Here is a 22,355-nt window from a genome sequence, read left to right as displayed (position 1 = left end):
AGTTGACATTCCATTCTATTAATTGTATGTTTGTTTTAGACTATTCAATAATTACAGAATGTTGTGCGAATAGTCAAATTGATAATATGCGAGAGGTGAGACAATGAAGAAGTTTGGGTCATCTATACTTTCAATAATGGCTGCAATCTTGATTTCACTGACTTTTACTTCAAATATCGCAAGCGCAAATCAAGAGAATGGCGTTGAAATCCAACAAAGTACTAAGTGGATTCCTGAACATGTAGTGTCAACTGGATCAAATATTCCACCTGCTTACTATTATTACTCTGCAGGAGGATACCATGGTTGGTTAAGCCGACAATACGTCGGGGGAACAAAAGGTGACTACTATGGGGTATATGCAGGCACTGTGTATATAAATGATGGAACACCGATTCCAACTCCGTTCAGTGCACCGGATGAAGACGCGGAATGATGAATAAATTACGTTAAAACTTGCTTTCTATGGATAAAAGGCAAGTTTTATATATCTAATGTATTACTACTCAGAAAAAGGAGATGCGCTAACTGAGTATCATCCGTTTTGAAATCAAAAAGTTCCTACGTCAAAAGAAACTGTTCGCACTATTCGTCATAACCCTACTCATGACCGCAGGCCTGTACATCCAAAACGTTAATGAACCATCCAAATTTCAGGAACGAGCGCTTGAGAAAATCGAACCTTATATTGAAGAAGCGGATAACTTGTATCAAATCCTGAACAATATAAACAGGACAGTTGGTTTCGATGAGAAGCAAGAGAAGCAGTTTGAGCATGTGAACTTGATGGCGACAGCCCTTTTTCATTGGGAGAGTGCGATCTATAATGAAAAATGGGAGGCTATTCCATCAATTGAACAGGACTTTCTAATGCATATGCATCTGTTTGAAAGCTATGAGAACAGTTTCGTATCTTTACGTGATACTGAACGAGAGATTACGATGCAGAGGAATGAATGGATGCTTACCCGAAATCTCGCTTACGAGGATGAAGACTTCCCGGTCACTCCGGCTTTGTTTTTAAAGGAGAGCGCGACAGTATTATTTGGCGTTGTTGGAATAGGCCTTGTCATCCTTCTTTTCGGAAATATTGTTGTGACTGAAAAGGAACATCAAACTTGGCTGACCGTCAGGACGCAACCGATTGCGAAATTTCGTTTGATTGCAGGAAAGTATATAAGTGTATGTTTAATGACCATCTTGTTCATCGTCATTGGTATTTCAGCAAGTCTTATCATCTCGATTATCCATAGTGGCCTTCCCGTTCTATTTGAATATCCGACGGTAGTAACACTAGATAATACTGTTTCAATTCTATCAACAGGGCAGTACATTACTAGGACAATCTTATTATTCGTTCTCGCAAGCATATTCGCCCTGAGCCTTACCTTTTTCATGGGAGTATTCGTGAGAAATTCATTCACCCTTTACATGTTAACGGGTTTTGTTTTGCTTATCGGGTCATTTGCCACTTTCAATTACAATATCCTTAATGGAGCGTGGAACCCGCTCCGTCTGCTTCTTTTTTCTCAGTTCCTAGAGAAAATCCCGGAGCCTTCCGATTGGTGGACGCTTCTTTTTGTTGTAGGCTGGAGCCTTCTGTTGTTGGTCGGAGCGATCTTTATGCCTGAAAGAGTATTTACTTTGTTGCAAACCTCCGAAAATAAAAGCCCCTTCGCTTACGGAAATATTAAAATGAGGCTACCTTCTGTGTTGCGAGTGAGTTTGTTTGAGTGGCGGAAGATGAGACGTAATCCGCTATTCACTTCCGTAGCGACTGTGTTGGTACTTCTATTAACCGTGGACTATATTTTTATTACACATCAGACAGGGCTGAAGGAAAAAGAGTATTTGCAGGACAAACAAGAAGTGATAGATGATTTGGAGTTATTTACTGGAAGTTATTTACAGTATCAGGTAGAATCTTTTGAAGATGATAAGAAAAAGGCCGAGGAAAAAGGGGATGAAACTTTGATCGGCTATTATAATGATCCGAAGTCGCTGGAGTTCTTGGAGGGGCGCTTAGAAGATATCCGGAATGAAGTAGCAACTCATGTAGAAGCAATGGCCGATTATCAACAAAAGGAATGGGTCCCGTTCTATAAATACCAGCTTGCCCTCAATGAAAAGTGGCGTGATCGAGGGATTGTCTCCGATTATTTCAGCCCTTTTACATATGCAGTCAGCATAGCGGAAAAGAAATGGCTGTTGGAGCGCAATCTTCGTCCCGTTTTGTCCGCAGAATTTACACCGACGATCTTTGATAATTATGGAGACAAGGAATTCGAAAAATATATTCATGACAAACATAAGAAAGTGGAAAACAGTGGACTGTTTTCACTTTACCTAAACTTTACAGACAAGTTTTATATCATTCCCGGTATTGTCCTTCTCTTTCTAGTAGGGATGGGCTTTGCGAGTGAGAGAGGGAAAAGGCCAACGTTACAATTACTTCTAACACAGCCTGTTAGGAAACGAGACCTTTTTCTAGGGAAGGTGTTCACGAATTCGATTATAGGAATCGTTGGTTGTGTCGCTTTGTTCGGGTTACTAGCACTCATCGGCACGTTGGTAAATCGGTTCGGCGACTGGGCTTACCCTGTCTTACACTACGACCGGAAGTGGAGAGACGACTCCCTTTCCATATTTAAGGAAGACTCGTCTGTCATTGATGGGTTCCACTTTATACCACTTGGAAATTATCTTCTAGAAACGATGGGACTCTTGTTGCTTGTCTTATGGTTTTCCATCGTGTTATCCATCTTCCTCTCCCAATTCATTCGAAGTAAGGCGGGCGTCATCGGTGCCGTGGTTGTAATCGGAGTAGTTGGTTATGTAGGCAGCCATAAGTTGCTTGGTAATTTGCTTCATCTATCGCCTTTCACGTATTTTGACGTAGCTCGCATTACGAACGGGGAGATTGCGGTGCTGGCGGAAAATTATCAAATTACCGGGATGACCGGGAGTCTTGTGCTTTTGGTGTCCATTGCCTTTCTGATCGGTATCGGATGGTTGATTGCGAGTAGAAGAGATCGAACAACAATGGGGTGGTAGTAAATATAAAAAAGCGGAGGACTGATGTCCTCCGCTCCAATCTTATATTTCGATAATGATAGGAAGGATCATCGGCCTTCTTTTCGTTCGGGTATAAAGCAGCTTTTCAACCGCCTTCCGGATGGCATGTTTCAAGTCGTTTCGCCGATATCTCGTGGATGGTTTTGCTTCCTTGATTGTTGAGATGACCAAGTCATTCACTTCTTTGTAAAGGTCTTCCGCATCTCGTTCGTAGACGAACCCCCGTGAAATTGTGTCCGGATCTGAAATGATTCGGCCATCCGATTTGCTCATCGAAACGACGATGATCAGCATCCCTTCTTCTGAAAGCAGCTTGCGGTCGCGTAAGACGACCCTTCCGACATCCCCAATTCCAAGCCCGTCCACAAAGACATTCCCGGCTTCTACATTTCTCGTTTGGCGAGCGACCCCATTTTGGATATCCACTACATCGCCGTTGTTCAAGATGAAAATATTTTCACTTTCCACACCGACTGATTCCGCCATTGAGCGATGCAGCTGCAGCATGCGATATTCTCCGTGGATTGGGATAAAATAGGTCGGTTTCATTAACGTAAGCATCAGCTTCAACTCTTCGCGATACGCATGTCCGGAAACATGCATACCAGTTGCGCCGCCTGTTCCATAAATGACGTTAGCTCCTAGGCGGTATAGGTTGTCGATAATGCGCGACACACTTTTTTCATTCCCCGGTATCGGACTGGAGGCGAAAATGACTGTATCTCCCGGCAAGACGGATACTTGGCGGTAATTATTGCTCGAGAGACGCGACAATGCCGCCATTGGTTCACCTTGACTGCCTGTACAAATGATGACGACATGTTCAGGTTTCATCCGATCGACATCCTGCGGCTCAATCAACATTCCTTCAGGTACATTCAAATAGCCGAGGTCTGCGGCGACCGATACGACATTCACCATGCTTCTACCGAGCAAGGCGATCTTCCGATTCGTCATTTGTGCAGCTTCAATGATTTGCTGAACACGATGGACATTTGAAGCGAACGTCGAAATGAAGATCTTTTGGTCGGCTTCACGGAAGGCGTCCACGATATGCTTGCCGACAACCCGCTCAGATTGCGAAAATCCTAGACGTTCTGCATTCGTGCTTTCAGATAATAAAAGCAGGACACCCTTTTTCCCGATTTCGGCCATCTTATGAAGGTCTGCGTATTCATCATTCACAGGCGTCAGGTCAAACTTGAAATCGCCCGTATGCACGACCGTCCCTTCAGGCGTTTCAAAGGCGATTCCTAGACAATCCGGAATGCTGTGATTCGTTTTGAAGAAGGTGGCGGACATCGAGCCGAGATCGACAGTCGAATCGCCATCGATTAACACAAGCTTAGTGTCCCGGAGAAGTCCATGCTCTTTTAATCGTAATTCGATCAGTCCGAGTGTCAGCCTTGTCGCATAGACAGGCACATTCATCTGTTTCAGGAAATAAGGAATGCCGCCAATATGATCCTCATGCCCGTGGGTGACGATGAGTGCCCGGACATTTTCCCGGTGTTCCTTCAAGTAGGAAATGTCCTGGATGATCAAATCAACGCCTAATAAATTCTCGTCTGGAAATTTAGAGCCGCAATCGATTACAACGATATCGTCCGCGTATTGGATGACGTACATATTTTTCCCGATTTCATTGATGCCGCCTAAAGCGAAAACCGCTAATTTTGTGTCCACATCGATGTCCTCCCAAATTGGTAATGAAAAAGGGCTGTCTCGTCAGTCGTTACGACAGAGACAGCCTTTACTCCGAAAGTAGGATTCGAACCTACGGCCTATCGGTTAACAGCCGATTGCTCCACCGCTGAGCTATTTCGGAAGGATATTATTAAGTACTCCTATAATGTGCAGAATGCGGGGAATTATTCATGTTGAATATAAAAAAAGGATGGCGGCGACTGCGTTTATTATGGAACGCAAATACACCTCCAGTTGTTTGGAGGTGCACTCTTCACATCCGTCCAGATCGGATAATTGTGTAGATCATGAACAGAAACATTAGCGAGGCAATGATGGAACCGGCTTCGATGATAGGGAACTGCCAAAGCACATTCCTCTGCCCGGCAATTGCCGAGCCGATGATCAAGCCGACCATGAGGATGCTGAAAGACAGCAGGATGATGCTGAATGAAAGACGGTTGCTGATCCGGTCAAGCCTGCTAAGAAATACTTGCACTTGCTGGACATTGATGTCGAGCTGTAATTTCCCTTTTCGGATGGTCGTTGCAACAGCTTTCAAGTCTTTCGGCAGATTCGTCAGGATTTCGATGTTTTCAACAAAGTCCTTCCATGAATTTTCTATTAAATTCTTTGGATGATAGCGTTCCCGCATCATTTTCCTTCCGAAAGGTTCGACGGCTTCCATGATGCTTAACTCGGGATCCAGCTTTGCAATGAGCCCTTCCAGCGTAAGGATCGTTTTGCCTAGGATCGAAATTTCCGAAGGAACGATAATATGGTGGCGGTAGGCAACTTGGAACAGCTCGACAAAAATGGCACCAAGGCTCACCTCATTCAGTGAAACATCGTAATACTTCGTTTGCAGATCATCCACATCTCTCGCAAATGCCCGCATGTCTGTCTCTTCCGATAGGATGCCCATGTCGGCAAATATCTCAATCATCCCTTCCGTGTCGCCTTCACGTAAATTGAGGATAAGCGACGCGAAATGGTATTTCAGTTCATTATCAAGCCGCCCGACCATCCCGAAATCCAAATAGGAGATGACGTTATCGGGCAGGATATAAATATTCCCCGGATGCGGGTCGCCGTGGAAAAAGCCTTCATCGAGAATTTGATGGAACATCGAATCGACAATCCGTCGGGCAATCAGCTTTCGGTCATACCCGCTGGCGTCCAATTTCTTCAAATCATTCGCTTTGACACCGTGGAACATTTCCATCGTCAAAACTTTATCGGTAGACAGATCCCAATAGATTTTCGGAATATGGACGTACAGAATCTCTTCAAATTGTTTCGCGATGCGCTCCCCATTTCGGCCTTCGACACGATAATCGAGCTCATCGAGCAATGACCTCGAGAATTCAGCAATCATATCGCGAAGGTGATAGGTCCTCGCCCAAGCCGTATTCTCTTCGAGGAAACGGGCCAAGTCACTTAATATTGAGAGGTCCGTTTCCACATTAGGCCTGATGTCGGGCCTCTGGACTTTGACAGCCACTTCTTCTCCGCTTGGCAAGTGGGCGATATGGACTTGGCCAATCGAGGCTGTCGCTAATGGCTTTTCGTCAAATCGGCTGAAAAAGCTTTCGAGATGCCCCTCGAGTTCAAACTCGACGATTTCACGGATACGATCGAACGGCACCGGCGTAACGTGATCCTGCAGTTTTTCGAGCTCCAATGCGATTTCCAGCGGAACAAGATCCCGACGCGAACTCGCAATCTGCCCAAGTTTAATGAACGTCGGTCCCAACTCCTGCAGCGCATGACGAAGCTTGACCCCGACATCCTGCATCTTCATTTCGTTTCCGCTGTCATTGGACGAACCGCGATCGGTCAGGCCCAACCGGAAAAGAAAATGACTGAATCCATTACGTAAAAAAGCATTAGTGATCTCTTGAAATCGTTTTGTATGCCGGATGCGTATCTTCAACAAGTTAATTCCTCCAAATCTATCGCAGCAGTTTACCTTTTCATATACCCCGTTAGAGCTGAGGTTAGCCATGGGATTCCTACTGTTGAAGTGGGGGTCAAAAGTACCGAAGTGAGCATAACTGACGGAGATTGCGCCATAACTACCGCAAACTCGCGCAAAACACATCCTCCAATAGACGCGGCTCCGCAATTAAGGGCAGACTCTCTCAAACGTCGCGATTCCAAAGAAAGCAAGACTCAATCCGTGTTACACTTAACAAAAACCAAAAGAGGGTCATTCAATTGGACATTCTTTTATTCATCGCAATCATACTGCTGGCATCCATCCTCCAGACGGGGACGGGGTTCGGCTTCTCCATCGTCGCGACGCCGTTTCTTCTGCTACTATTCGATGCGCGGGATGCCATCCAAATCAATTTGCTCCTCTCATTAGTCATTTCCTTGGCGATGTATCGCAAAGTGAGGACGGATATTGATAGGGGAGTGATGAAGCGGTTCATAATGGGCAGTTTCATAGGGTTGCCGCTTGGCATCATCGTATTCCTTCTCGTTGATATTCCGAAATTGAAGCTTGTCATCGGGATCGTAATCCTTCTATTAACAGTCCTCTTGTTACTTAAGTTGAGGATGAAGCAATCAACGAACAGGGATGTTGCCATCGGTGGGCTTTCTGGTTCGTTGACGACGAGCATCGGTATGCCAGGGCCTCCATTGCTGCTTTATTTTTCAGGGGCGGACACGGCAAAAGAGACGCTACGCGGAACGACGCTCGTTTATTATTTGTTCATCTATTCCTTCAGCCTGCTCATCCAGATTGTCTTCGCGGGCACTAGCACAACAGTATGGAAATCGAGCCTGTTCGCGTTGCCGCTCGTTTGGCTTGGCCTATACGCAGGGGAGTATTTATTCCTGAAGGTCAATCAAGCAGGTTTCCGTATTTTCATGTATGTCATTTTGTTTTTTACCGGGATTTATTTACTGGTGAGCAGCTAGAAGGAGAGGGGAAGGCTGAATGATTAGGCGGTTTGTACATGTTTATAGGCGGATAGCACGCAATATCAGGCGGTTTCCGCATACTAACAGGCGGTCTTTGTTTAACTTCAGGCGGTTGTAGCACGATTCCAGGCGGTTCGTGTGTTTTATCAGGCGGTCTGATACCGATGCCGAACTCCAAGCAATTAAAAAAGGGCTGGCATATTGCCAACCCTTCCGCTTATTAATAAACCTTATCCCCATTGAAAATGGAGTTCTTCACAATTACATAATCGACTGTCCGGATGGCATCCAGCTTCGTTCCGCCTGCATAGGAGATGGACGACTGGAGATCCTGTTGCATTTCATTCAACGTATCTTGCAAATTGCCTTTGTATTCCACATGCATTTTTTTGCCTTCGACATTTTTCTTCTCGCCTTTTTGGTATTCCGAAGCAGATCCGAAATACTCTTTGTACAGCTTGCCGTCAATTTCGATTGTCTTGCCTGGCGATTCTTCGTGCCCCGCGAAAAGCGAACCAATCATGACCATGGACGCGCCAAATCGAACCGATTTCGCGATATCTCCGTGTGTACGGATGCCGCCGTCAGCAATGATTGGCTTTGAAGCAGCTTTTGCGCACCAGCGAAGTGCGGCTAACTGCCACCCACCCGTTCCGAAACCAGTTTTAATCTTTGTGATGCAAACTTTCCCTGGTCCGATGCCTACTTTTGTCGCATCTGCTCCTGCATTTTCAAGCTCGCGCACCGCTTCCGGTGTACCAACATTTCCTGCGATGACGAATGTTTCAGGAAGGTGCTTTTTCAGGTGTTTGATCATGCTGATAACTGCATTGGAATGACCATGTGCAATATCAATCGTCACGTAATCAGGAATGAGCTGGTCCGCAGCCAATTGCTCGACAAAGCCGTACTCTTCCTCTTTGACACCGACGCTGATTGAAGCAATCAAACCACGGGTATGCATATCTTTAATGAATTCGGCACGTGTCTCTGGATTGAAACGGTGCATGATGTAGAAATAACCGCCTTCAGCCAATTGAATGGCAACCTTTTCATCAATGATTGTCTGCATATTGGCAGGGACGACCGGCAATTTAAATTTATGTTTACCTAACGTGACGGACGTGTCACATTCTGAGCGACTATTCACAATACATTTAGCGGGAATCAATTGAATATCTTCATAATCGAATACTGTATCCATACATTACACTCCTAAAGGCGAATGATATTTTTTATTTAGATATAAACGTTCGTACTTTTGTAATTTACATTATTTTTCCCCATTCGTCAATTACTATTCACACTTTTACTTAAAAGGTATTCCAAAATAAGGGTGTTCAAAGGAAATCTAGATGATATGATGGATTAAGGTTTGAAAATCTACAGAGGAGATCGGTCGCTATGAGACTATCTTTAAAGTATTTAATAGGGATGGTTGTGTTCTTATCGATTATGCTGACGTTGGCGGCCAGCATCATTTCGGGTTATCGGGTGGAACAGCAATCGTTAATTGGGAGTGCTTTGGAAACAAACCGTGCATACGCGGTGAAAATGGCGCAGTCGACAGAGTCGTATCTATCGATGACACTGCAATCCATGGAGACAAGTGCTCATTATATTGCACCGTATTTCGGTCAAGAGAACGCTGAAGAAACATTACTTTCTGAAGCAGATCGGATGAGGAAACAGACAAATACATTCAATTCATTTACAATTGTCGATAAAAATGGGGAAATATTAGCCGTCTCCCCAGAGACATTGGGTCTAAAAGGGAAAAAGCTGAACTCGGAAGGCGGTCGCGAGGCGCTAAAGAAGCGCGAAGCTTTCATATCACAACCTTATATCGGATTAACTGGCCGCTTGATCATTTTCCTGTCCTACCCGATTTTCGACAGTGAAGGCGATTATCTCGGCCTTGTCGGGGGAACGGTTTATTTGAAGGAGGAAAACATTCTTCAGGAAGTATTGGGTGAGCATTTTTACGAGGACGGCTCCTATGTCTTCGTTGTCGATAATAGCGGACGCGTCATCTACCATCAAAACCCATGGCGAGTGAATGATATTGTGCTGGAAAACCCAGTTGTCCAACAATTGATAGCCGGGAAGAGCGGTGCAATGGAAGTTGTGAATACGGAGGGAGTCGAAATGTTGGCGGGCTATGCGACGATTCCGACCGCTGACTGGGGAGTCGTGACCCAAAGGCCGAAGGATGTCGCCTTAGCACCGTCCGTCACGATGATAAAAGAAATGATTTTGAAAACGGCTCCCATCCTACTCATCTCCTTCCTCGTCATTTTATTATTGTCTAATAAAATTGCTCAGCCTTTGACAACGCTCGCAACATATGCTGAATCCAGTACTGAAAACAATCAAGGCGGAAAAATAAATGATGTACATGCTTGGTATTACGAAGCGATTCAATTGAAAAAGGCATTGAATTACAGCCTGAATTTCTTTATTCAACAATCAACAGTCGATCCGTTGACAAAGCTGATGAATCGCCGAATCATGGATGCCCATTTGGAACAGTGGACAAAGCAGGAGCGCCCTTTTGCATTACTTATCTTTGACATCGATAAATTCAAGCGGGTCAATGACACATATGGACATGCTATGGGTGATGATGTGCTGAAATATTTGGCGGCGGCAATGCTTGAAGTCGCTCGGAAAGATGATGTGTGCTGCCGTTTCGGCGGGGAGGAGTTTGTCATGCTGTTGCCTGAGACGGACCGGCATGTTGCATTTCAAGTAGCGGAACGGTTGCGCAAGAAGTTGGAGAGCACAATCAGTCCATGCGGGGAGATCGTGACGATTTCGATAGGAATTGCAATGCATCCCGAAGATCGTAAGGACTCGACGGAACTGTTGGAGTTGGCGGACCAATGCCTCTACGAAGCGAAGCGGTCAGGACGTAACCGGACGATTGATTATGCTACACTGAAAATATGAAAGTACAAGGAGGACACAATCATGCAATATTCGAAAACGAAAATGGAACTGCTCGTGAAAAACAATGCGGAATTGACGCAGCGGTTGAAGCAGATCATGAAGGAACATGAATTGGAAAAGAGTTTTGCATTGAAGGCACTGTATCACTCCGAAGTGAAAGAAAGCGGCAGGTTCATGAAGGATTATCAAGAACTTTGAACCTTGGAATACCCGATTAAGTAACAGGTACACGTATCGACGTGTACCTGTTTTTTCTGTTCATAGTAAGATTGGTTTCATTGATTAATAAGAACATTTGTTTTATATTGTTGGAAGGAGGTGGAAAGAGAGATAACTGTTTAGAAGAAAAAGGAGATATCCTATAGTTGAAAGGAGGGAGTCAAATGCAAAATTGGAAAGAGGAATTGGAGGAGGCGCGCTTGAAAGGGTTAAATCAAGGCATCCGACAAGAGAAGGTTTCCACAGTGCTGACAATGCATGGCTTGGCTTTCTCCACTGAAAAAATCGCCTTGGTGACGAGGCTTACTACGGAAGAGATTGAAGCCATTATTTTGGAAAACTGGAATTGAAGGCTTTGGCTTATAAATAGTTATTCAAGTATAGAACTGCTGCAGTCAAACGCGACTGCAGCGGTTCTGTTATTCAGGCCAAAAAAGGGGCCACACGATATATCGACCATTCCCCAAGACTTATCATTATTTTGGCACCATTGAAGGCATCAAATAGCCATAATAAACACGAAAATACCACCTCTGAGTGATAAGATAGTATATGCAAAGCGCCTGTACAGGTGAGTGATCCCCGAAAGGAGACAAACAGATTTGAGCAACCATTTAACACAAAATATGATCATGGATCTGTGCGGCTCCGTTTCATTCAAACGGGGCGAAATGTTTTACCGTGCAGGGAAATTGACGATTGAACAATATAGCGATACGTATTGCGATGCGATTGTGGAAGGGAAGGAAAACTTCCGCGTCATAATCGATCTCTCTGATAAGGAGCTTCGGTCGGAGTGCAGCTGTCCGATCCTCCCTTTCTATAAATATAAGTGCCAGCATGTCGCGGCTGTTTTGATTGAGATGATGGAGAGAAGGAGTGGCGAGGAGCCAAATTTGACTGAGGGACTGCTTTCCCTTTTCAACGAAAAACCTAGATCGAGCGGGCACCAGCTTCATTTCGAAAACAGGGAAGTGCTGGATCTGCAATTTACGTTGAAGCCCGTTGCTACTGGAAAAAAGCATATGCTCGGCATAGAAGTAGCGGTCTCAGGGATTCGTGTGGAGGACATCCGACAGTTTTTGAAGGATGTCAATGAAGGACAGGCGAGTCCGCTTACATCCACATTCTCCTTTGATTCTCAACTGCAATGCTTCAAACGGGAAGCCGATGCAGTTCTACAGCAGCTGATCGGCATTAATAATGAAGATAGGGCATTCCGCCACGGTTCCATCAGCCCGGATACATTACTCATCCCGCCTTCCTCGTGGGAAAGACTTTTGCCGCTTTTGAAAGATACACGCAGTGTGAATTTGGAATTTAGGGGAAAGTTGACGGGCTTTCACATATCAGAAGCGACATTGCCCGTTCAGTTTTATTTCGAAAAAAAGCCGGAAACGGGGCACGTCCTTACAATTGACGGATTGAATCATTTGCACGTATTGGAGGATTACGAGCTCATCCTTTGCGATGGGCAAATATTTCAGCTGAGCAATGAGGATAGTAAGCGGCTTGCTGATCTGCAACGAATGATTGAAGCGTCAGGCACTCGACATCTGCCGATTTCTAATGAGCAAATCGGCTTTTTTATCGAAAAAGTAGTTCCCGGCTTACGGAGGATCGGCGAAGTCCAACTCGATGAAACGGTGATGGATCAGCTCGTGAAATCTCCGTTGAAGGCAAAGCTTTACATCGACCGGGTGAACAATCGATTGCTGGCGAGCCTTGAGTTTCAATATGACCAGATTGTCATGAATCCTGTGACGGAGAGGGACTTGCCTGCAGGTTCCTTACTAGTCCGCGACTTGGAAAAGGAAGAGACTATCCTCCGGTTAATGGAGGAAAGTTCCTTCGCCACAACGGACGAGGGGTATTTATTGCACAATGAAGAATTGGAATATGAATTTCTCCACCATATCCTCCCGAAGCTTCAAAAACTTGTCCAAGTGTATGCGACGACAGCAATTCGAAACCGGATTTTCAGGGGGCATGCCAAACCGCGCATCCGTGTGAAAGCTCATGAGGACCGGACGAATTGGCTTGAATTCAAATTCGAAATGGATGGCATACCCGATAAGCAAATACGTGAAATTCTTGAAGCGTTGGAGGAAAAACGGAAGTATTACCGGTTGCAGAGCGGCGCCCTTCTTTCATTGGAAACGAAGGAATTTGAAGAAATCCAACGGTTTCTGAATGAAATTCCGGAAGATCTCGAGACCCTCGAAAAGGGATTGAACGTTCCGATGGTTCGCGGGATGCGCTTTCTGGACGCGGTCGGTGACGATGGAATGTTTTCCGTCGAGGAATCAGCTCGCCAGTTTTTTGAACGTCTGTTGCATCCCGGCAATTCCGCGGAAGTGCCACCGTCATTGGGAACGGTATTGCGCGATTATCAAAAAACAGGTTTCCAATGGATGAAAACAATCGCTGAATTCGGAGTCGGAGGGGTGCTTGCAGACGATATGGGACTCGGAAAAACATTGCAGAGCATTGCGTTCATCTTGTCCGTGCTTCCCGAAATCCGAGAGAAAAAACGCCAAGTGTTAATCGTCTGCCCCTCCTCTTTAACATATAACTGGCTTAGTGAATTTCGGAAATTTGCGCCTGACGTTAAGGCGGTCGTCATGGATGGGTCAAAAAAGGAGAGGGTGGAGCGGCAAAGTAACGTGGAGGGAATGGATGTGTTAATAACGTCGTATCCGTTGATCCGCCGGGATATCCAATGGTTTGAGAAGCAAAACTTCCTGACGATCTTTTTCGACGAGGCGCAAGCATTCAAAAATCCGTTTACGCAAACGGCACGGGCGGTGAATAGATTGCAGGCCGACACCCGTTTCGCGCTCACCGGAACGCCAATCGAAAATTCAGAGGAGGAACTTTGGTCAATCTTTCACGTCGTATTTCCTGAGCTGTTCATGGGGCTGCGGGAATATAGTGAACTTGCTCCAAAAGCGATCTCCCGTCGCATCCGCCCATTTTTGCTGAGACGAATGAAAGAGGACGTCCTCGGAGAGTTGCCTGCAAAAATCGAAACGATGGAATCCGCGGAGCTGCTACCCGAACAGAAAAAGCTGTATGCAGCCTATTTGGCAAAGTTGCGCCACGATACATTAAAGCATTTGGATAAGAACACGATCCGAAAAAATAAAATCAGAATCCTCGCTGGACTGACCCGGCTGCGGCAAATCTGTTGCCATCCGGCATTGTTCGTCGACGGCTACAAAGGCGGTTCAGCGAAATTTGAGCAGTTGAAGCAACTGATTGAAGAATCGAAGCTGGCGGGGAGAAGAGTGTTGATCTTTTCGCAGTTTACGAAGATGCTTGGCATCATCGGCAAGGAGCTTGCAATGAACGGGACACCATTCTTCTATTTGGACGGCCAAACGCCTTCCGAAGAACGGCTGGAACTGTGCAATCGTTTTAATGATGGAGAGCGTGACGTGTTCCTCATTTCCTTGAAAGCGGGCGGAGCTGGCCTCAATTTGACCGGGGCTGACACGGTCATCTTGTATGATCTTTGGTGGAATCCTGCGGTGGAGGAGCAAGCCGCGGATCGCGCCCACCGCATCGGTCAACAGCAAACCGTCCACGTCATCAAACTCGTCGCGCGCGGCACGATTGAGGATAAAATGAATGAATTGCAGGAGAAGAAAAGGAATCTGATCGAAGAGATCATTGATTCAAAGGATGCGGCAAACACAACACTCACCGAGGATGATATCCGGGAGCTGTTGGAAATATAGGAGTATAGCTGTTGCAAGGGCAGTGGATACTAAATGGAAAAGGAGCGGATCAATTGAGAGCAATAAAGATACTTCTCAGTGTTGCCATCGTCATTGCCATTATCGGCTTCGGTGTGTACCATTTCGGAACAAAATTCATCGCCGACGAAGTGATGGGCCAAGTGGCGTCGGAACTTGAGTCGAGCGGGCAGATGGATGCGATTCGACAGGAAGTCCAAAATGACCCTGAACTACGTGCGTTCATTGAAGAAGGTAAAAATGTCGACAGCTCGAAGCTGCCTTTCCAAACGAAAGAGGAAGCAACCCGAGTCTTGATGAAAAAGTTTGATCTTAATGAGCTCAACGAACTGCAAATTCAAGCACGACAAGGCATGTCCGCCCAAGAACAGCAAGCGCTTTTCAATAAAATCCAAAGCAGGCTGACGGAAGAAGAGATGTTAGCATTGAAAGCTTTGGCTTATAAAGAGTTGTTCAAGTGAGAAACCGCTTCAGTCAGGTGTGACTGGAGCGGTTTTTTAGGTTCTAGAAACTTATCGATCATTTCCCGGCGGATATCGAACATTTCCCAAGTTATATCAGTCAATTGGGAGATAAAATGGATTATTTCCCGCATTATATCGATCATTTCCCTAAATATATGGTCATTTTGTTACCTTTGACCTAGTTAATTCGTGAAGCTTCCGGATTAACTTCAAATCCGCCACATAGAATCTGCCCTTATTTTCTCCTTCGGAGGGAACTCCCAGCTGCATTAATATCCGTTTTACCTTCTGCCGGCATTCTAGCCGTAAAAATTGCCTACATTCTTTATTAGAAATACGTTTGCCTATTAACATAAAATAATCCAACACAGTTTGGATATGGGCTTTCGCCTCGACATTTCCACATTGCGGGCAACCCCATCCGTTGTAGATCGACTGCATACCAAATCGGCCGCATTGATTGCAGCGTACGCCGGTTGACAACTCGGACGGATGAATCCCGTATGTAGCCGTAAGTGGAAACGGATCGTACTCACGATGAGCATTCGTTAATTTATTTGCAATGTCTGTTAGTTGAGGTACTTCAATCATAGGGGGAAATGAACTCATTCTACGGAGGAAAATAGGAATTTCAAGAGGAAAGACCAGGGTCAGATCCTTACGCAAGTTTTCGAATTGCTGATGCGGTCTGGGGAAAACCGCTGCCTGATAAATGGGGATAGGCATGTGGTGTGCATGAAACCAATCATCCAACAGCATTTTATTCCGCTCGAGTTGGACAGAGGGACATTCAAATGCATCAACTTGTCCGTTCTCAAGGGTTCGGGTGAGTTGATTTTGTGTTTCAGGGAAACTGATTTTGCCGGCGATGTTTTTCATTTCGAAGATCACCGCTCCTTGTTGAAAAAGAAAAAGTGTATCGATTTGGAACTTGCCGGTGGATTGTAAGTTCAAATCATGGAAAATGTAATGCTTGAAAGGGAACTCGTATTGCTGAAAGACATTCGCCAGTATTCTTTCACCATTTTCACCAGCCCGAGTCTTTCTCAACTCGTTCTCGATGTCCGCATAGCGCGGATGATTCTCCGGCAACCTTCGCAGCAACGCCTCCAGTCCAATTGCCTTTAGAGAAATCGATTTTTCCTTCATGATCAATGAAACATCGCCTCCAATAGAATATTTTTGCTTTTATTCTACCATAAAAGTCTGATAACTTGGCAAGGTTTTAGTCGGGGAGAAGATATCGATCATTTTCTATGAGTTATCGGTCAAATGCGTTATGTTATCGGTCATTTCTTGGGAATTATCGGTCACTTGCCGCGAGTTATCGGTCACTTACTGAAAGTTATCGTCATTTCAGGACTTTTAACCTATCTGATGCGTATTGAAAAACGGCAACGCGCATTGCATTGCCGTCGGTCGTTTCTATTTATCTCCATACTCCAACTGCTCCTCAATTTTTCCATCGTCTCCATGAATATAAACCATCGTCCCGGCTTCCTCCGCCAACCGTTTAGCTTCATCGACTGCGTCATTACGGGAGTCAGCCGTATAAGCCGGTTCATCGTCGCCTTCCTTTTTTACGGCCCAGCCTTCTTCATCATGGGGAACGACGTGGAATCTCGCATCGTCTGTTCCTGCACGATCCTCGAAATATTCGTCCTGGTCCCTTTTCTTGTCATTTGCCATACAATAACCTCCTTCATTGTAAGCTGTAAATCTTGTACCCTTCCATTACCCGGTTGGGTGGAATCAAAACAGCGGAAAATCATAGAATGGTATGCCTTCTCTGGTTAAAAAATGGTAAACTTAAACAAACGGGGGTGTTTGATATGGAGTCATCCAATAAAGTGCTATCTTTGCGGAACGTCACGATGACCTACGGAAATCATCGCGTGTTGAATGGCATAAATTTGGAAGTGGAACGGGGGCAGATCATCGGGTATATCGGTCCGAATGGAGCGGGGAAGAGCACGACTGTGAAAATCATGCTCGGCTTGATTCAAAATTATGAGGGGCAGGTTGTAATCTTCGGCGAGGACATCGCTTCGGGAGACCCGTCCTATAAGAAGAGAATCGGTTATGTGCCGGAACAAGCGGAGCTGTACGATAACTTGACGGCGATGGAATATTTGGCGTTCACGGGGGAATTGTATGGGCTTGACCGTGCATTTGCAGAAGAAAAAGCGCAGAAGCTATTGAAGGAATTTGAACTTGGCGACGTCATGCACACGCGACTTTCTTCATTCTCAAAAGGGATGAGGCAAAAAGTGCTCATTATTTCGAGCTTGCTGCATAATCCGGATTTGTTATTTTTCGATGAACCGCTAAGCGGTTTAGACGCAAATAGCATGATGGTCATCCGCGAAATGCTCGCGCAACTGGCGGCGCAAGGAAAAACGATTTTTTATTCCTCGCATATTATGGATGTCGTCGAAAAGATCAGCAACCGGATTGTGTTACTCGTCAAAGGGACCGTTGTAGCGGATGGCAGTTTTGAAGAGTTGCAGGAACTGAGTGAAGAGGGGTCGCTTTCGGGAATTTTCAACCAGCTGACTGGATTCACAGACCATGCAAGTCGGGCGGAGAGGTTCATCTCGATTGTAGAGGATGGGACTGCCAATGCATGAATTCAGGACACTGGCGCTCCTCTCTAAATTCAAGCGACTTTTTATAAAAGCAGGAATCGATTACGACGCAATGGAGACGATTTTGCGCATGAAATTGACGATGGATGGCAGACGAACGCCGACCATTTTCAATGCGCAGAAGAAAAAAGAAGGGAATCAGTTCCTGAAGTCCTTGTGGATCTATGGATTGTATGGGCTCATGGTTATCCCGTTCCTTCTCTTTGGGGATGGCCATTACATCTTTCAAATGAGCATCGTCTTCGGCATTATCATGTTCATTTTGACGACGACGATGGTGTCCGATTTCTCTTCGGTCTTATTGGATGTGAGGGATAAAACGATTCTGCAGACGAAACCGATGAGCAGTAAGACGCTTGGCACTGCGAAAACAATCCACATTCTGATCTATATGTTTTTCATAGCAGGAGCCTTCATTGCGATACCGCTCGTCGTCGGTCTGTTTGCTAAAGGAATTATGTTCACATTGGTTTTTCTTGTCGCACTAATGCTCACGATGCTTTTTATTGTTGTTGTCACGTCACTCGTGTATTTTGCTGTCCTACGGTTCTTTGATGGCGAGAAACTGAAGGACATTATTAATTATGTGCAAATCCTGCTGTCCGTCGGAGTCATCGTTGGTTATCAGATTGTCATCCGCGCCTTCGATTTTGTCGATATAAATTTAACGTACACATTCAGTTGGTGGCACGTGTTTTTGCCGCCGATTTGGTTCGGCTCCGCATTCGAGATATTGTTGAATCAAGACTTTTCAAATGTACTGATCCTGTTGTCCGCACTCGCCTTGCTCGTTCCGATCGTCTCCATGTATGTCTACGTTAGGCTTATGCCTTCGTTTGAACGCAATATGGATAAGTTGATGAGCGAGTCTAAAAACAAGAGGAAGAAGTCCAATTGGTGGGTGGATTTATGGGCAAAGCTTTGCTGCAGGAGCAGGGATGAGAAGGCGTTCTTCCGTTTTGGAGCCTTGATGATGCAACAGGAACGGGAATTCAAGCTTAAAGTCTATCCTGCACTTGGCTTTTCACTCGTATTTCCTTTCATTTTCATTTTTACGGAACTGCAAATGAGGACGTTAGCGGATATCTCCACAGGAAAAATGTTTCTGCTTATCTATTTCGGTAATATGATGATCCCGAGCATTATTCATACGATGCAGTTTTCCATAAATCATAAAGGGAGTTGGCTTTTCAAGGCAGCGCCGATCCAGCAGCCCGGCGCTGCATACAGTGGGACGCTGAAGGCATTTTTGGTGAAGTTGTATTTGCCGATCTTCGTATTGCTGTCGATTGCGTTCATCGCGATTTTTTCGTGGCGCATTGTGCCCGATCTCTTTGCTGTGTTATTAGGGGCTATCCTTCATACATTGCTTACGTATAAATGGCTTAATTCAGGCGCATTTCCGTTCACCCAATCCTTCGAGTTTGCACAAGCGGAAGGCTCGGCTAAAATGTTTTTGCTCACTTTCTCGGCAGGAATTTTTGTCATTGGCCATCTGATTGCAAGTGCGATAACGGGTGGAGTTTACGCATATATCGCTGTGCTGCTCATTGCGATATTCATCGGCTGGCGCAAGGTGTTTCCGATGAAGGGGGACGTGCCAGTTTGGGGATGAATTGGGTGTAACTTGCATTTATTCGTGCTTCGGTGAAATAAAGAATACTCCTTCATGTCTAATACGGCAGAAGGAGTATTTTATTTGCATACGGCTTCTCATTGCCGATTTTTTATGCCTGCCAAGCACCTCTAGGAAATTTATCGATCATTTCCCGAGGGATATGGTTCATTTCCCAACATATATCAATCAATTCGAAGGATATATCAATCATTTCCCAACTCATTTGGTCATTCTGGGACTTTAGCCTCAATAAAACTCACCCCGGCACTTTACAAATTCCCATTTATATGTCATAATAATATAGTTAATTAACCTAACTAACTATTATTCGCAAGGGGGCGGGACCCATCGAATCCATACAACAAGACTTCTTCGGGCATTATTACAAACTTTATCGCCCGTTGCTTAATCAAATCAATGCAAAGCTGGCCCATTACGGGTTGTTTAGTTCACAATGGCAAATCATGAAGATTCTCATGCAGGAAGGTGCGATGACGCCAGCGGAAATTGCACAGCGGCAGCAAGTGGAAAAGCCGAGCATCACGAAGATTCTCCAGCGTCTTGGGGAAATGGAGTATGTGGAATCCACGCCAGGACAAGATAAGAGAGAAAAATGGATTCGGCTCACAAGTTCAGGGGAGGCTGTTTGCCGAGACGTCATGGAGCAACTTGCATCCCTTTACGAAGACCTTCTGAAAGGTTCATCGAAAGAAGAAGTAGAAATGGCCATAAGCGTATTGGCGCGCGCCCACCAAAATCTAACATCATGAAAGAGTGAAAATATGCAAGAGCAAAAGCTATGGACAAAGGACTTCATTACGATATCAATTATCAATTTCATCCTCATGCTTGCGATGTATTTGTTGTTAGTCACCATTGCGCCGTTCGCGGTTGAACAATATGGGGCTTCGCCGAGCATGGCCGGACTTGTTTCGGGAATATTCATCATCGGAACGCTCATTGCACGGATTTTTTCAGGAAGCTTGATTGGAAAAGTCGGTGGCAAGAAGATGCTGTTCATCGGTCTTCTCGTTTCCACAATTGCGACCGCCTTTTATTTCGGATCAGCGAATATGCCGTTGCTACTCGCAAACCGGCTGTTTCATGGAATCGGGCTAGGCATCGCATCCACCGCGACCGGCACGATGATTGCACAAGCGATCCCGGCGTCGAGGAGAGGGGAAGGGATCGGATATTTCAGCATGAGCACCGTGATGGCAACAGCAATTGGACCGTTTTTCGGCATCTTCATAAGCCAGCACTATCCATTCCATATGCTGTTCGTCCTCTGCCTTGCATTAAGCATTGTGACGCTAATCATGTTCTTCTTCGTCAATGAAACAGTGAAGGCGTCTGCTCCAAACAAGCAGGAAGCGGGGAGAAAGCAAATTGGTTTATCCAATTTCATTGAAGTGAAAGCATTGCCGATCTCCATTATTACTTTATTCGTAGCGCTTGCCTATTCGGGAGTGCTGTCATTCATCTCGTTTTACGCGAAGGAGATCAACCTCGTTCAAACTGCGAGCTTCTTTTTCCTCGTTTATGCCATCGTCGTATTGCTGTCCCGTCCATTCTCAGGGAAGCTATTGGACGTAAAAGGCGCGAAGTTTGTCGTCGTCCCTTCGCTCGTACTCTTTGCCCTCGGTATGATTGTATTGAGCCAGGCGAATAGCAGCATCATGCTGCTTGCGGCAGGTGCCATCTTCGGACTTGGCTACGGGAATTTCCAATCATGCGCCCAAGCGGTTGCCTTAAAAGGAATTTCCGTTGAACGGCTCGGCATCGCCACCTCTACTTTCTATATCTTCTTGGACTCCGGACTCGGTTTTGGTCCTTACTTTTTAGGTGTTGTCGTTCCTAACCTTGGCTATCGGGGCATGTATGAAGCATTGACGATTGTCATTCTGCTATCCCTCGTGGCGTTTGTCTACTTGTTCCGTAAGAGACGTAAAGACCCTATATACGATATAGATGAAAAGATGTAAGACAAGCAGCACGAGTAGCTGTAATGTTGACATCAACGCAATAAATAGTACATCTGCAAATAATATGATTTCGCCAGGCGGAAGCTCTTTAGAGGGGTCTATACTCATAAGTAAAGAAACAACACTGGATACTAAGAAAGCTAAATAAGCAGCGGGTGAATGCTGAAAAAACGCTACCTTGTATTTGCTGATCCCAAGAAGAATATTGGTGAACCCAATCGCTAAAGGGAAGATCACTAATTGGAACAGTAACAAATCAATTGTTCCTACAGGTAGTGACCAATAAAAAACTTGAGCTGAACAAGCAATAATGATGTTTGTTATCGATACAATGATGAGACTTTTATTCATTTTGCACCCCTATCTTAGTTCCATATGAATATCAGGTGAAGGAGCGTAAAACGCTTATCTTCACCTTTTTTGTATGGGCGAGAATTATTGATGTACTAACTAAGTGGAGTATATGCAATCTATTTTAGGTATTATCTTCATAATAAAAGAAGGCGACTACTGGGTAAGTAGCCGTCCGATTATTTATTTTATCCCACCACAACTTCACTCATTACAGCATGTGTATTATCCTCTGTATCCTTAAAGAACGCCATCCACGTTTCCGTTTGCCCCATTTTTGCGACAATATGCGGTTCATCGATGAAAACAATGCCTTTTTCCTTGTATTCCTCATAGGCCTGATGAATGTTTTCTACATGAAAATAAAGGACGGAGCTTGAATGGGCGAATTCCTCATTTTCAGGAAGGCTTATGAAAAGGCGAACGCCGTCGCAATCGAAAAATGCCATCGTCTCCGTTGTGAATAAAAGCTGCAAGCCTAATTGGTCCTTATAAAAAGCTGTTGCCCGTTCGATATTTTTTGCCGGTACCCCAATTTGTCCGATTTTCTTGATTTCCCCCATTTTAGAAATCCTCCTTATTAATAAACTTCTTTCATTATACCATTTTCTAAGTAGTCAAACACTTCTTCGCTATTAATTGGGGAAATCGCTTTGCTCATC

Annotated in this window: 18 protein-coding genes and 1 tRNA gene; 12 read left to right on the top strand and 7 right to left on the bottom strand. The window is 45.1% G+C overall.

The window, feature by feature from the left end:
* The first annotated feature begins 103 nt into the window (after positions 1-103).
* Both AB1K89_RS16880 and AB1K89_RS16875 read left to right on the top strand, forming a co-directional pair.
* Positions 104-436 carry a hypothetical protein gene (locus AB1K89_RS16880; RefSeq protein ID WP_413055862.1) on the top strand — a complete coding sequence of 111 codons (333 nt, stop codon included), beginning with the start codon at positions 104-106 and terminating at the stop codon, positions 434-436.
* Between the two features lie 92 nt (positions 437-528).
* Positions 529-3,054, top strand: coding sequence for an ABC transporter permease subunit (locus tag AB1K89_RS16875; RefSeq protein WP_413055877.1), 2,526 nt, complete (start codon positions 529-531; stop codon positions 3,052-3,054).
* 42 nt (positions 3,055-3,096) lie between these two features.
* Here the strand turns inward: AB1K89_RS16875 and AB1K89_RS16870 are convergent, their stop codons facing one another.
* The 3 genes from AB1K89_RS16870 to AB1K89_RS16860 all read right to left on the bottom strand — a co-directional run bounded on the left by AB1K89_RS16870 (position 3,097) and on the right by AB1K89_RS16860 (position 6,700).
* Positions 3,097-4,704 carry a ribonuclease J gene (locus AB1K89_RS16870; RefSeq protein WP_413055876.1) on the bottom strand — a complete coding sequence of 536 codons (1,608 nt, stop codon included), beginning with the start codon at positions 4,702-4,704 and terminating at the stop codon, positions 3,097-3,099.
* 127 nt (positions 4,705-4,831) lie between these two features.
* Positions 4,832-4,903 (bottom strand) — tRNA-Asn (locus AB1K89_RS16865).
* A 132-nt stretch (positions 4,904-5,035) separates the two neighbouring features.
* Positions 5,036-6,700 (bottom strand): ABC1 kinase family protein, encoded by a 1,665-nt coding sequence (locus AB1K89_RS16860; protein ID WP_413055861.1) that lies wholly within the window; start codon positions 6,698-6,700, stop codon positions 5,036-5,038.
* 281 nt (positions 6,701-6,981) lie between these two features.
* Between AB1K89_RS16860 and AB1K89_RS16855 the strand changes: the two genes are divergently transcribed.
* Positions 6,982-7,692 carry a sulfite exporter TauE/SafE family protein gene (locus AB1K89_RS16855; protein WP_413055860.1) on the top strand — a complete coding sequence of 237 codons (711 nt, stop codon included), beginning with the start codon at positions 6,982-6,984 and terminating at the stop codon, positions 7,690-7,692.
* 223 nt (positions 7,693-7,915) lie between these two features.
* Here AB1K89_RS16855 and guaC read toward each other — a convergent pair whose 3' ends face one another.
* Positions 7,916-8,899 carry a GMP reductase gene (gene guaC / locus AB1K89_RS16850; protein WP_413055859.1) on the bottom strand — a complete coding sequence of 328 codons (984 nt, stop codon included), beginning with the start codon at positions 8,897-8,899 and terminating at the stop codon, positions 7,916-7,918.
* Positions 8,900-9,099: 200 nt separating this feature from the next.
* On the opposite strand from guaC, the gene AB1K89_RS16845 reads away from it, so the two are divergent.
* The 5 genes from AB1K89_RS16845 to AB1K89_RS16825 all read left to right on the top strand — a co-directional run bounded on the left by AB1K89_RS16845 (position 9,100) and on the right by AB1K89_RS16825 (position 15,088).
* Entirely contained in the window at positions 9,100-10,647 is a 1,548-nt protein-coding gene (locus AB1K89_RS16845) for a sensor domain-containing diguanylate cyclase (protein ID WP_413055858.1), read from the top strand.
* 21 nt (positions 10,648-10,668) lie between these two features.
* On the top strand, positions 10,669-10,845 hold the full coding sequence (locus AB1K89_RS16840) for a hypothetical protein (protein ID WP_413055857.1): 177 nt from the start codon (positions 10,669-10,671) through the stop codon (positions 10,843-10,845).
* Between the two features lie 185 nt (positions 10,846-11,030).
* Positions 11,031-11,216: a hypothetical protein gene (locus tag AB1K89_RS16835; protein ID WP_413055856.1), complete on the top strand. Its 186-nt coding sequence runs from the start codon at positions 11,031-11,033 to the stop codon at positions 11,214-11,216.
* A gap of 252 nt (positions 11,217-11,468) precedes the next feature.
* Positions 11,469-14,609, top strand: a complete 3,141-nt coding sequence (locus AB1K89_RS16830) for a DEAD/DEAH box helicase (protein WP_413055855.1) — start codon at positions 11,469-11,471, stop codon at positions 14,607-14,609.
* 53 nt (positions 14,610-14,662) lie between these two features.
* On the top strand, positions 14,663-15,088 hold the full coding sequence (locus AB1K89_RS16825) for a hypothetical protein (RefSeq protein WP_413055854.1): 426 nt from the start codon (positions 14,663-14,665) through the stop codon (positions 15,086-15,088).
* A gap of 162 nt (positions 15,089-15,250) precedes the next feature.
* Here the strand turns inward: AB1K89_RS16825 and AB1K89_RS16820 are convergent, their stop codons facing one another.
* Positions 15,251-16,240 carry a nuclease-related domain-containing protein gene (locus AB1K89_RS16820; RefSeq protein WP_413055875.1) on the bottom strand — a complete coding sequence of 330 codons (990 nt, stop codon included), beginning with the start codon at positions 16,238-16,240 and terminating at the stop codon, positions 15,251-15,253.
* 276 nt (positions 16,241-16,516) lie between these two features.
* Positions 16,517-16,780, bottom strand: coding sequence for a DUF2188 domain-containing protein (locus tag AB1K89_RS16815; protein ID WP_413055853.1), 264 nt, complete (start codon positions 16,778-16,780; stop codon positions 16,517-16,519).
* A gap of 143 nt (positions 16,781-16,923) precedes the next feature.
* On the opposite strand from AB1K89_RS16815, the gene AB1K89_RS16810 reads away from it, so the two are divergent.
* From AB1K89_RS16810 to AB1K89_RS16795, 4 genes are all read left to right on the top strand, one after another.
* Entirely contained in the window at positions 16,924-17,721 is a 798-nt protein-coding gene (locus AB1K89_RS16810; protein ID WP_413055852.1) for an ABC transporter ATP-binding protein, read from the top strand.
* The gene (locus AB1K89_RS16805) at positions 17,714-19,354 is read left to right on the top strand and encodes a hypothetical protein (RefSeq protein WP_413055851.1); all 1,641 of its coding nucleotides are present in this window, start codon (positions 17,714-17,716) and stop codon (positions 19,352-19,354) included. Before AB1K89_RS16810 ends, AB1K89_RS16805 begins: the two co-directional genes overlap by 8 nt.
* A 404-nt stretch (positions 19,355-19,758) precedes the next feature.
* The gene (locus AB1K89_RS16800; protein ID WP_413055850.1) at positions 19,759-20,127 is read left to right on the top strand and encodes a MarR family winged helix-turn-helix transcriptional regulator; all 369 of its coding nucleotides are present in this window, start codon (positions 19,759-19,761) and stop codon (positions 20,125-20,127) included.
* Between the two features lie 12 nt (positions 20,128-20,139).
* On the top strand, positions 20,140-21,342 hold the full coding sequence (locus tag AB1K89_RS16795; RefSeq protein WP_413055849.1) for an MFS transporter: 1,203 nt from the start codon (positions 20,140-20,142) through the stop codon (positions 21,340-21,342).
* A gap of 539 nt (positions 21,343-21,881) precedes the next feature.
* On the opposite strand, the gene AB1K89_RS16790 is transcribed toward AB1K89_RS16795, so the two are convergent.
* A complete protein-coding gene (locus AB1K89_RS16790) occupies positions 21,882-22,256 on the bottom strand; it encodes a VOC family protein (RefSeq protein WP_413055848.1) in 375 nt (124 codons plus the stop codon).
* Between the last annotated feature and the right edge of the window lie 99 nt (positions 22,257-22,355).

The sequence above is a fragment of the Sporosarcina pasadenensis genome (assembly GCF_047228845.1).
Taxonomy (GTDB): domain Bacteria; phylum Bacillota; class Bacilli; order Bacillales_A; family Planococcaceae; genus Sporosarcina.
Note: the sequence above shows the minus strand (reverse complement) of the source record. Positions and strands in the feature narration are given on the sequence as shown.

Bases quoted from the DNA above. Each gene is read 5' to 3' on its own strand.
- AB1K89_RS16795 (WP_413055849.1), top strand. From the start codon at position 20,140: ATGCAAGAGCAAAAGCTATGGACAAAGGACTTCATTACGATATCAATT.
- AB1K89_RS16815 (WP_413055853.1), bottom strand. From the start codon at position 16,780: ATGGCAAATGACAAGAAAAGGGACCAGGACGAATATTTCGAGGATCGT.
- AB1K89_RS16790 (WP_413055848.1), bottom strand. From the start codon at position 22,256: ATGGGGGAAATCAAGAAAATCGGACAAATTGGGGTACCGGCAAAAAAT.
- AB1K89_RS16820 (WP_413055875.1), bottom strand. From the start codon at position 16,240: ATGAAGGAAAAATCGATTTCTCTAAAGGCAATTGGACTGGAGGCGTTG.
- AB1K89_RS16880 (WP_413055862.1), top strand. From the start codon at position 104: ATGAAGAAGTTTGGGTCATCTATACTTTCAATAATGGCTGCAATCTTG.
- guaC (WP_413055859.1), bottom strand. From the start codon at position 8,899: ATGGATACAGTATTCGATTATGAAGATATTCAATTGATTCCCGCTAAA.
- AB1K89_RS16845 (WP_413055858.1), top strand. From the start codon at position 9,100: ATGAGACTATCTTTAAAGTATTTAATAGGGATGGTTGTGTTCTTATCG.
- AB1K89_RS16805 (WP_413055851.1), top strand. From the start codon at position 17,714: ATGCATGAATTCAGGACACTGGCGCTCCTCTCTAAATTCAAGCGACTT.
- AB1K89_RS16840 (WP_413055857.1), top strand. From the start codon at position 10,669: ATGCAATATTCGAAAACGAAAATGGAACTGCTCGTGAAAAACAATGCG.
- AB1K89_RS16810 (WP_413055852.1), top strand. From the start codon at position 16,924: ATGGAGTCATCCAATAAAGTGCTATCTTTGCGGAACGTCACGATGACC.
- AB1K89_RS16835 (WP_413055856.1), top strand. From the start codon at position 11,031: ATGCAAAATTGGAAAGAGGAATTGGAGGAGGCGCGCTTGAAAGGGTTA.
- AB1K89_RS16870 (WP_413055876.1), bottom strand. From the start codon at position 4,704: ATGTACGTCATCCAATACGCGGACGATATCGTTGTAATCGATTGCGGC.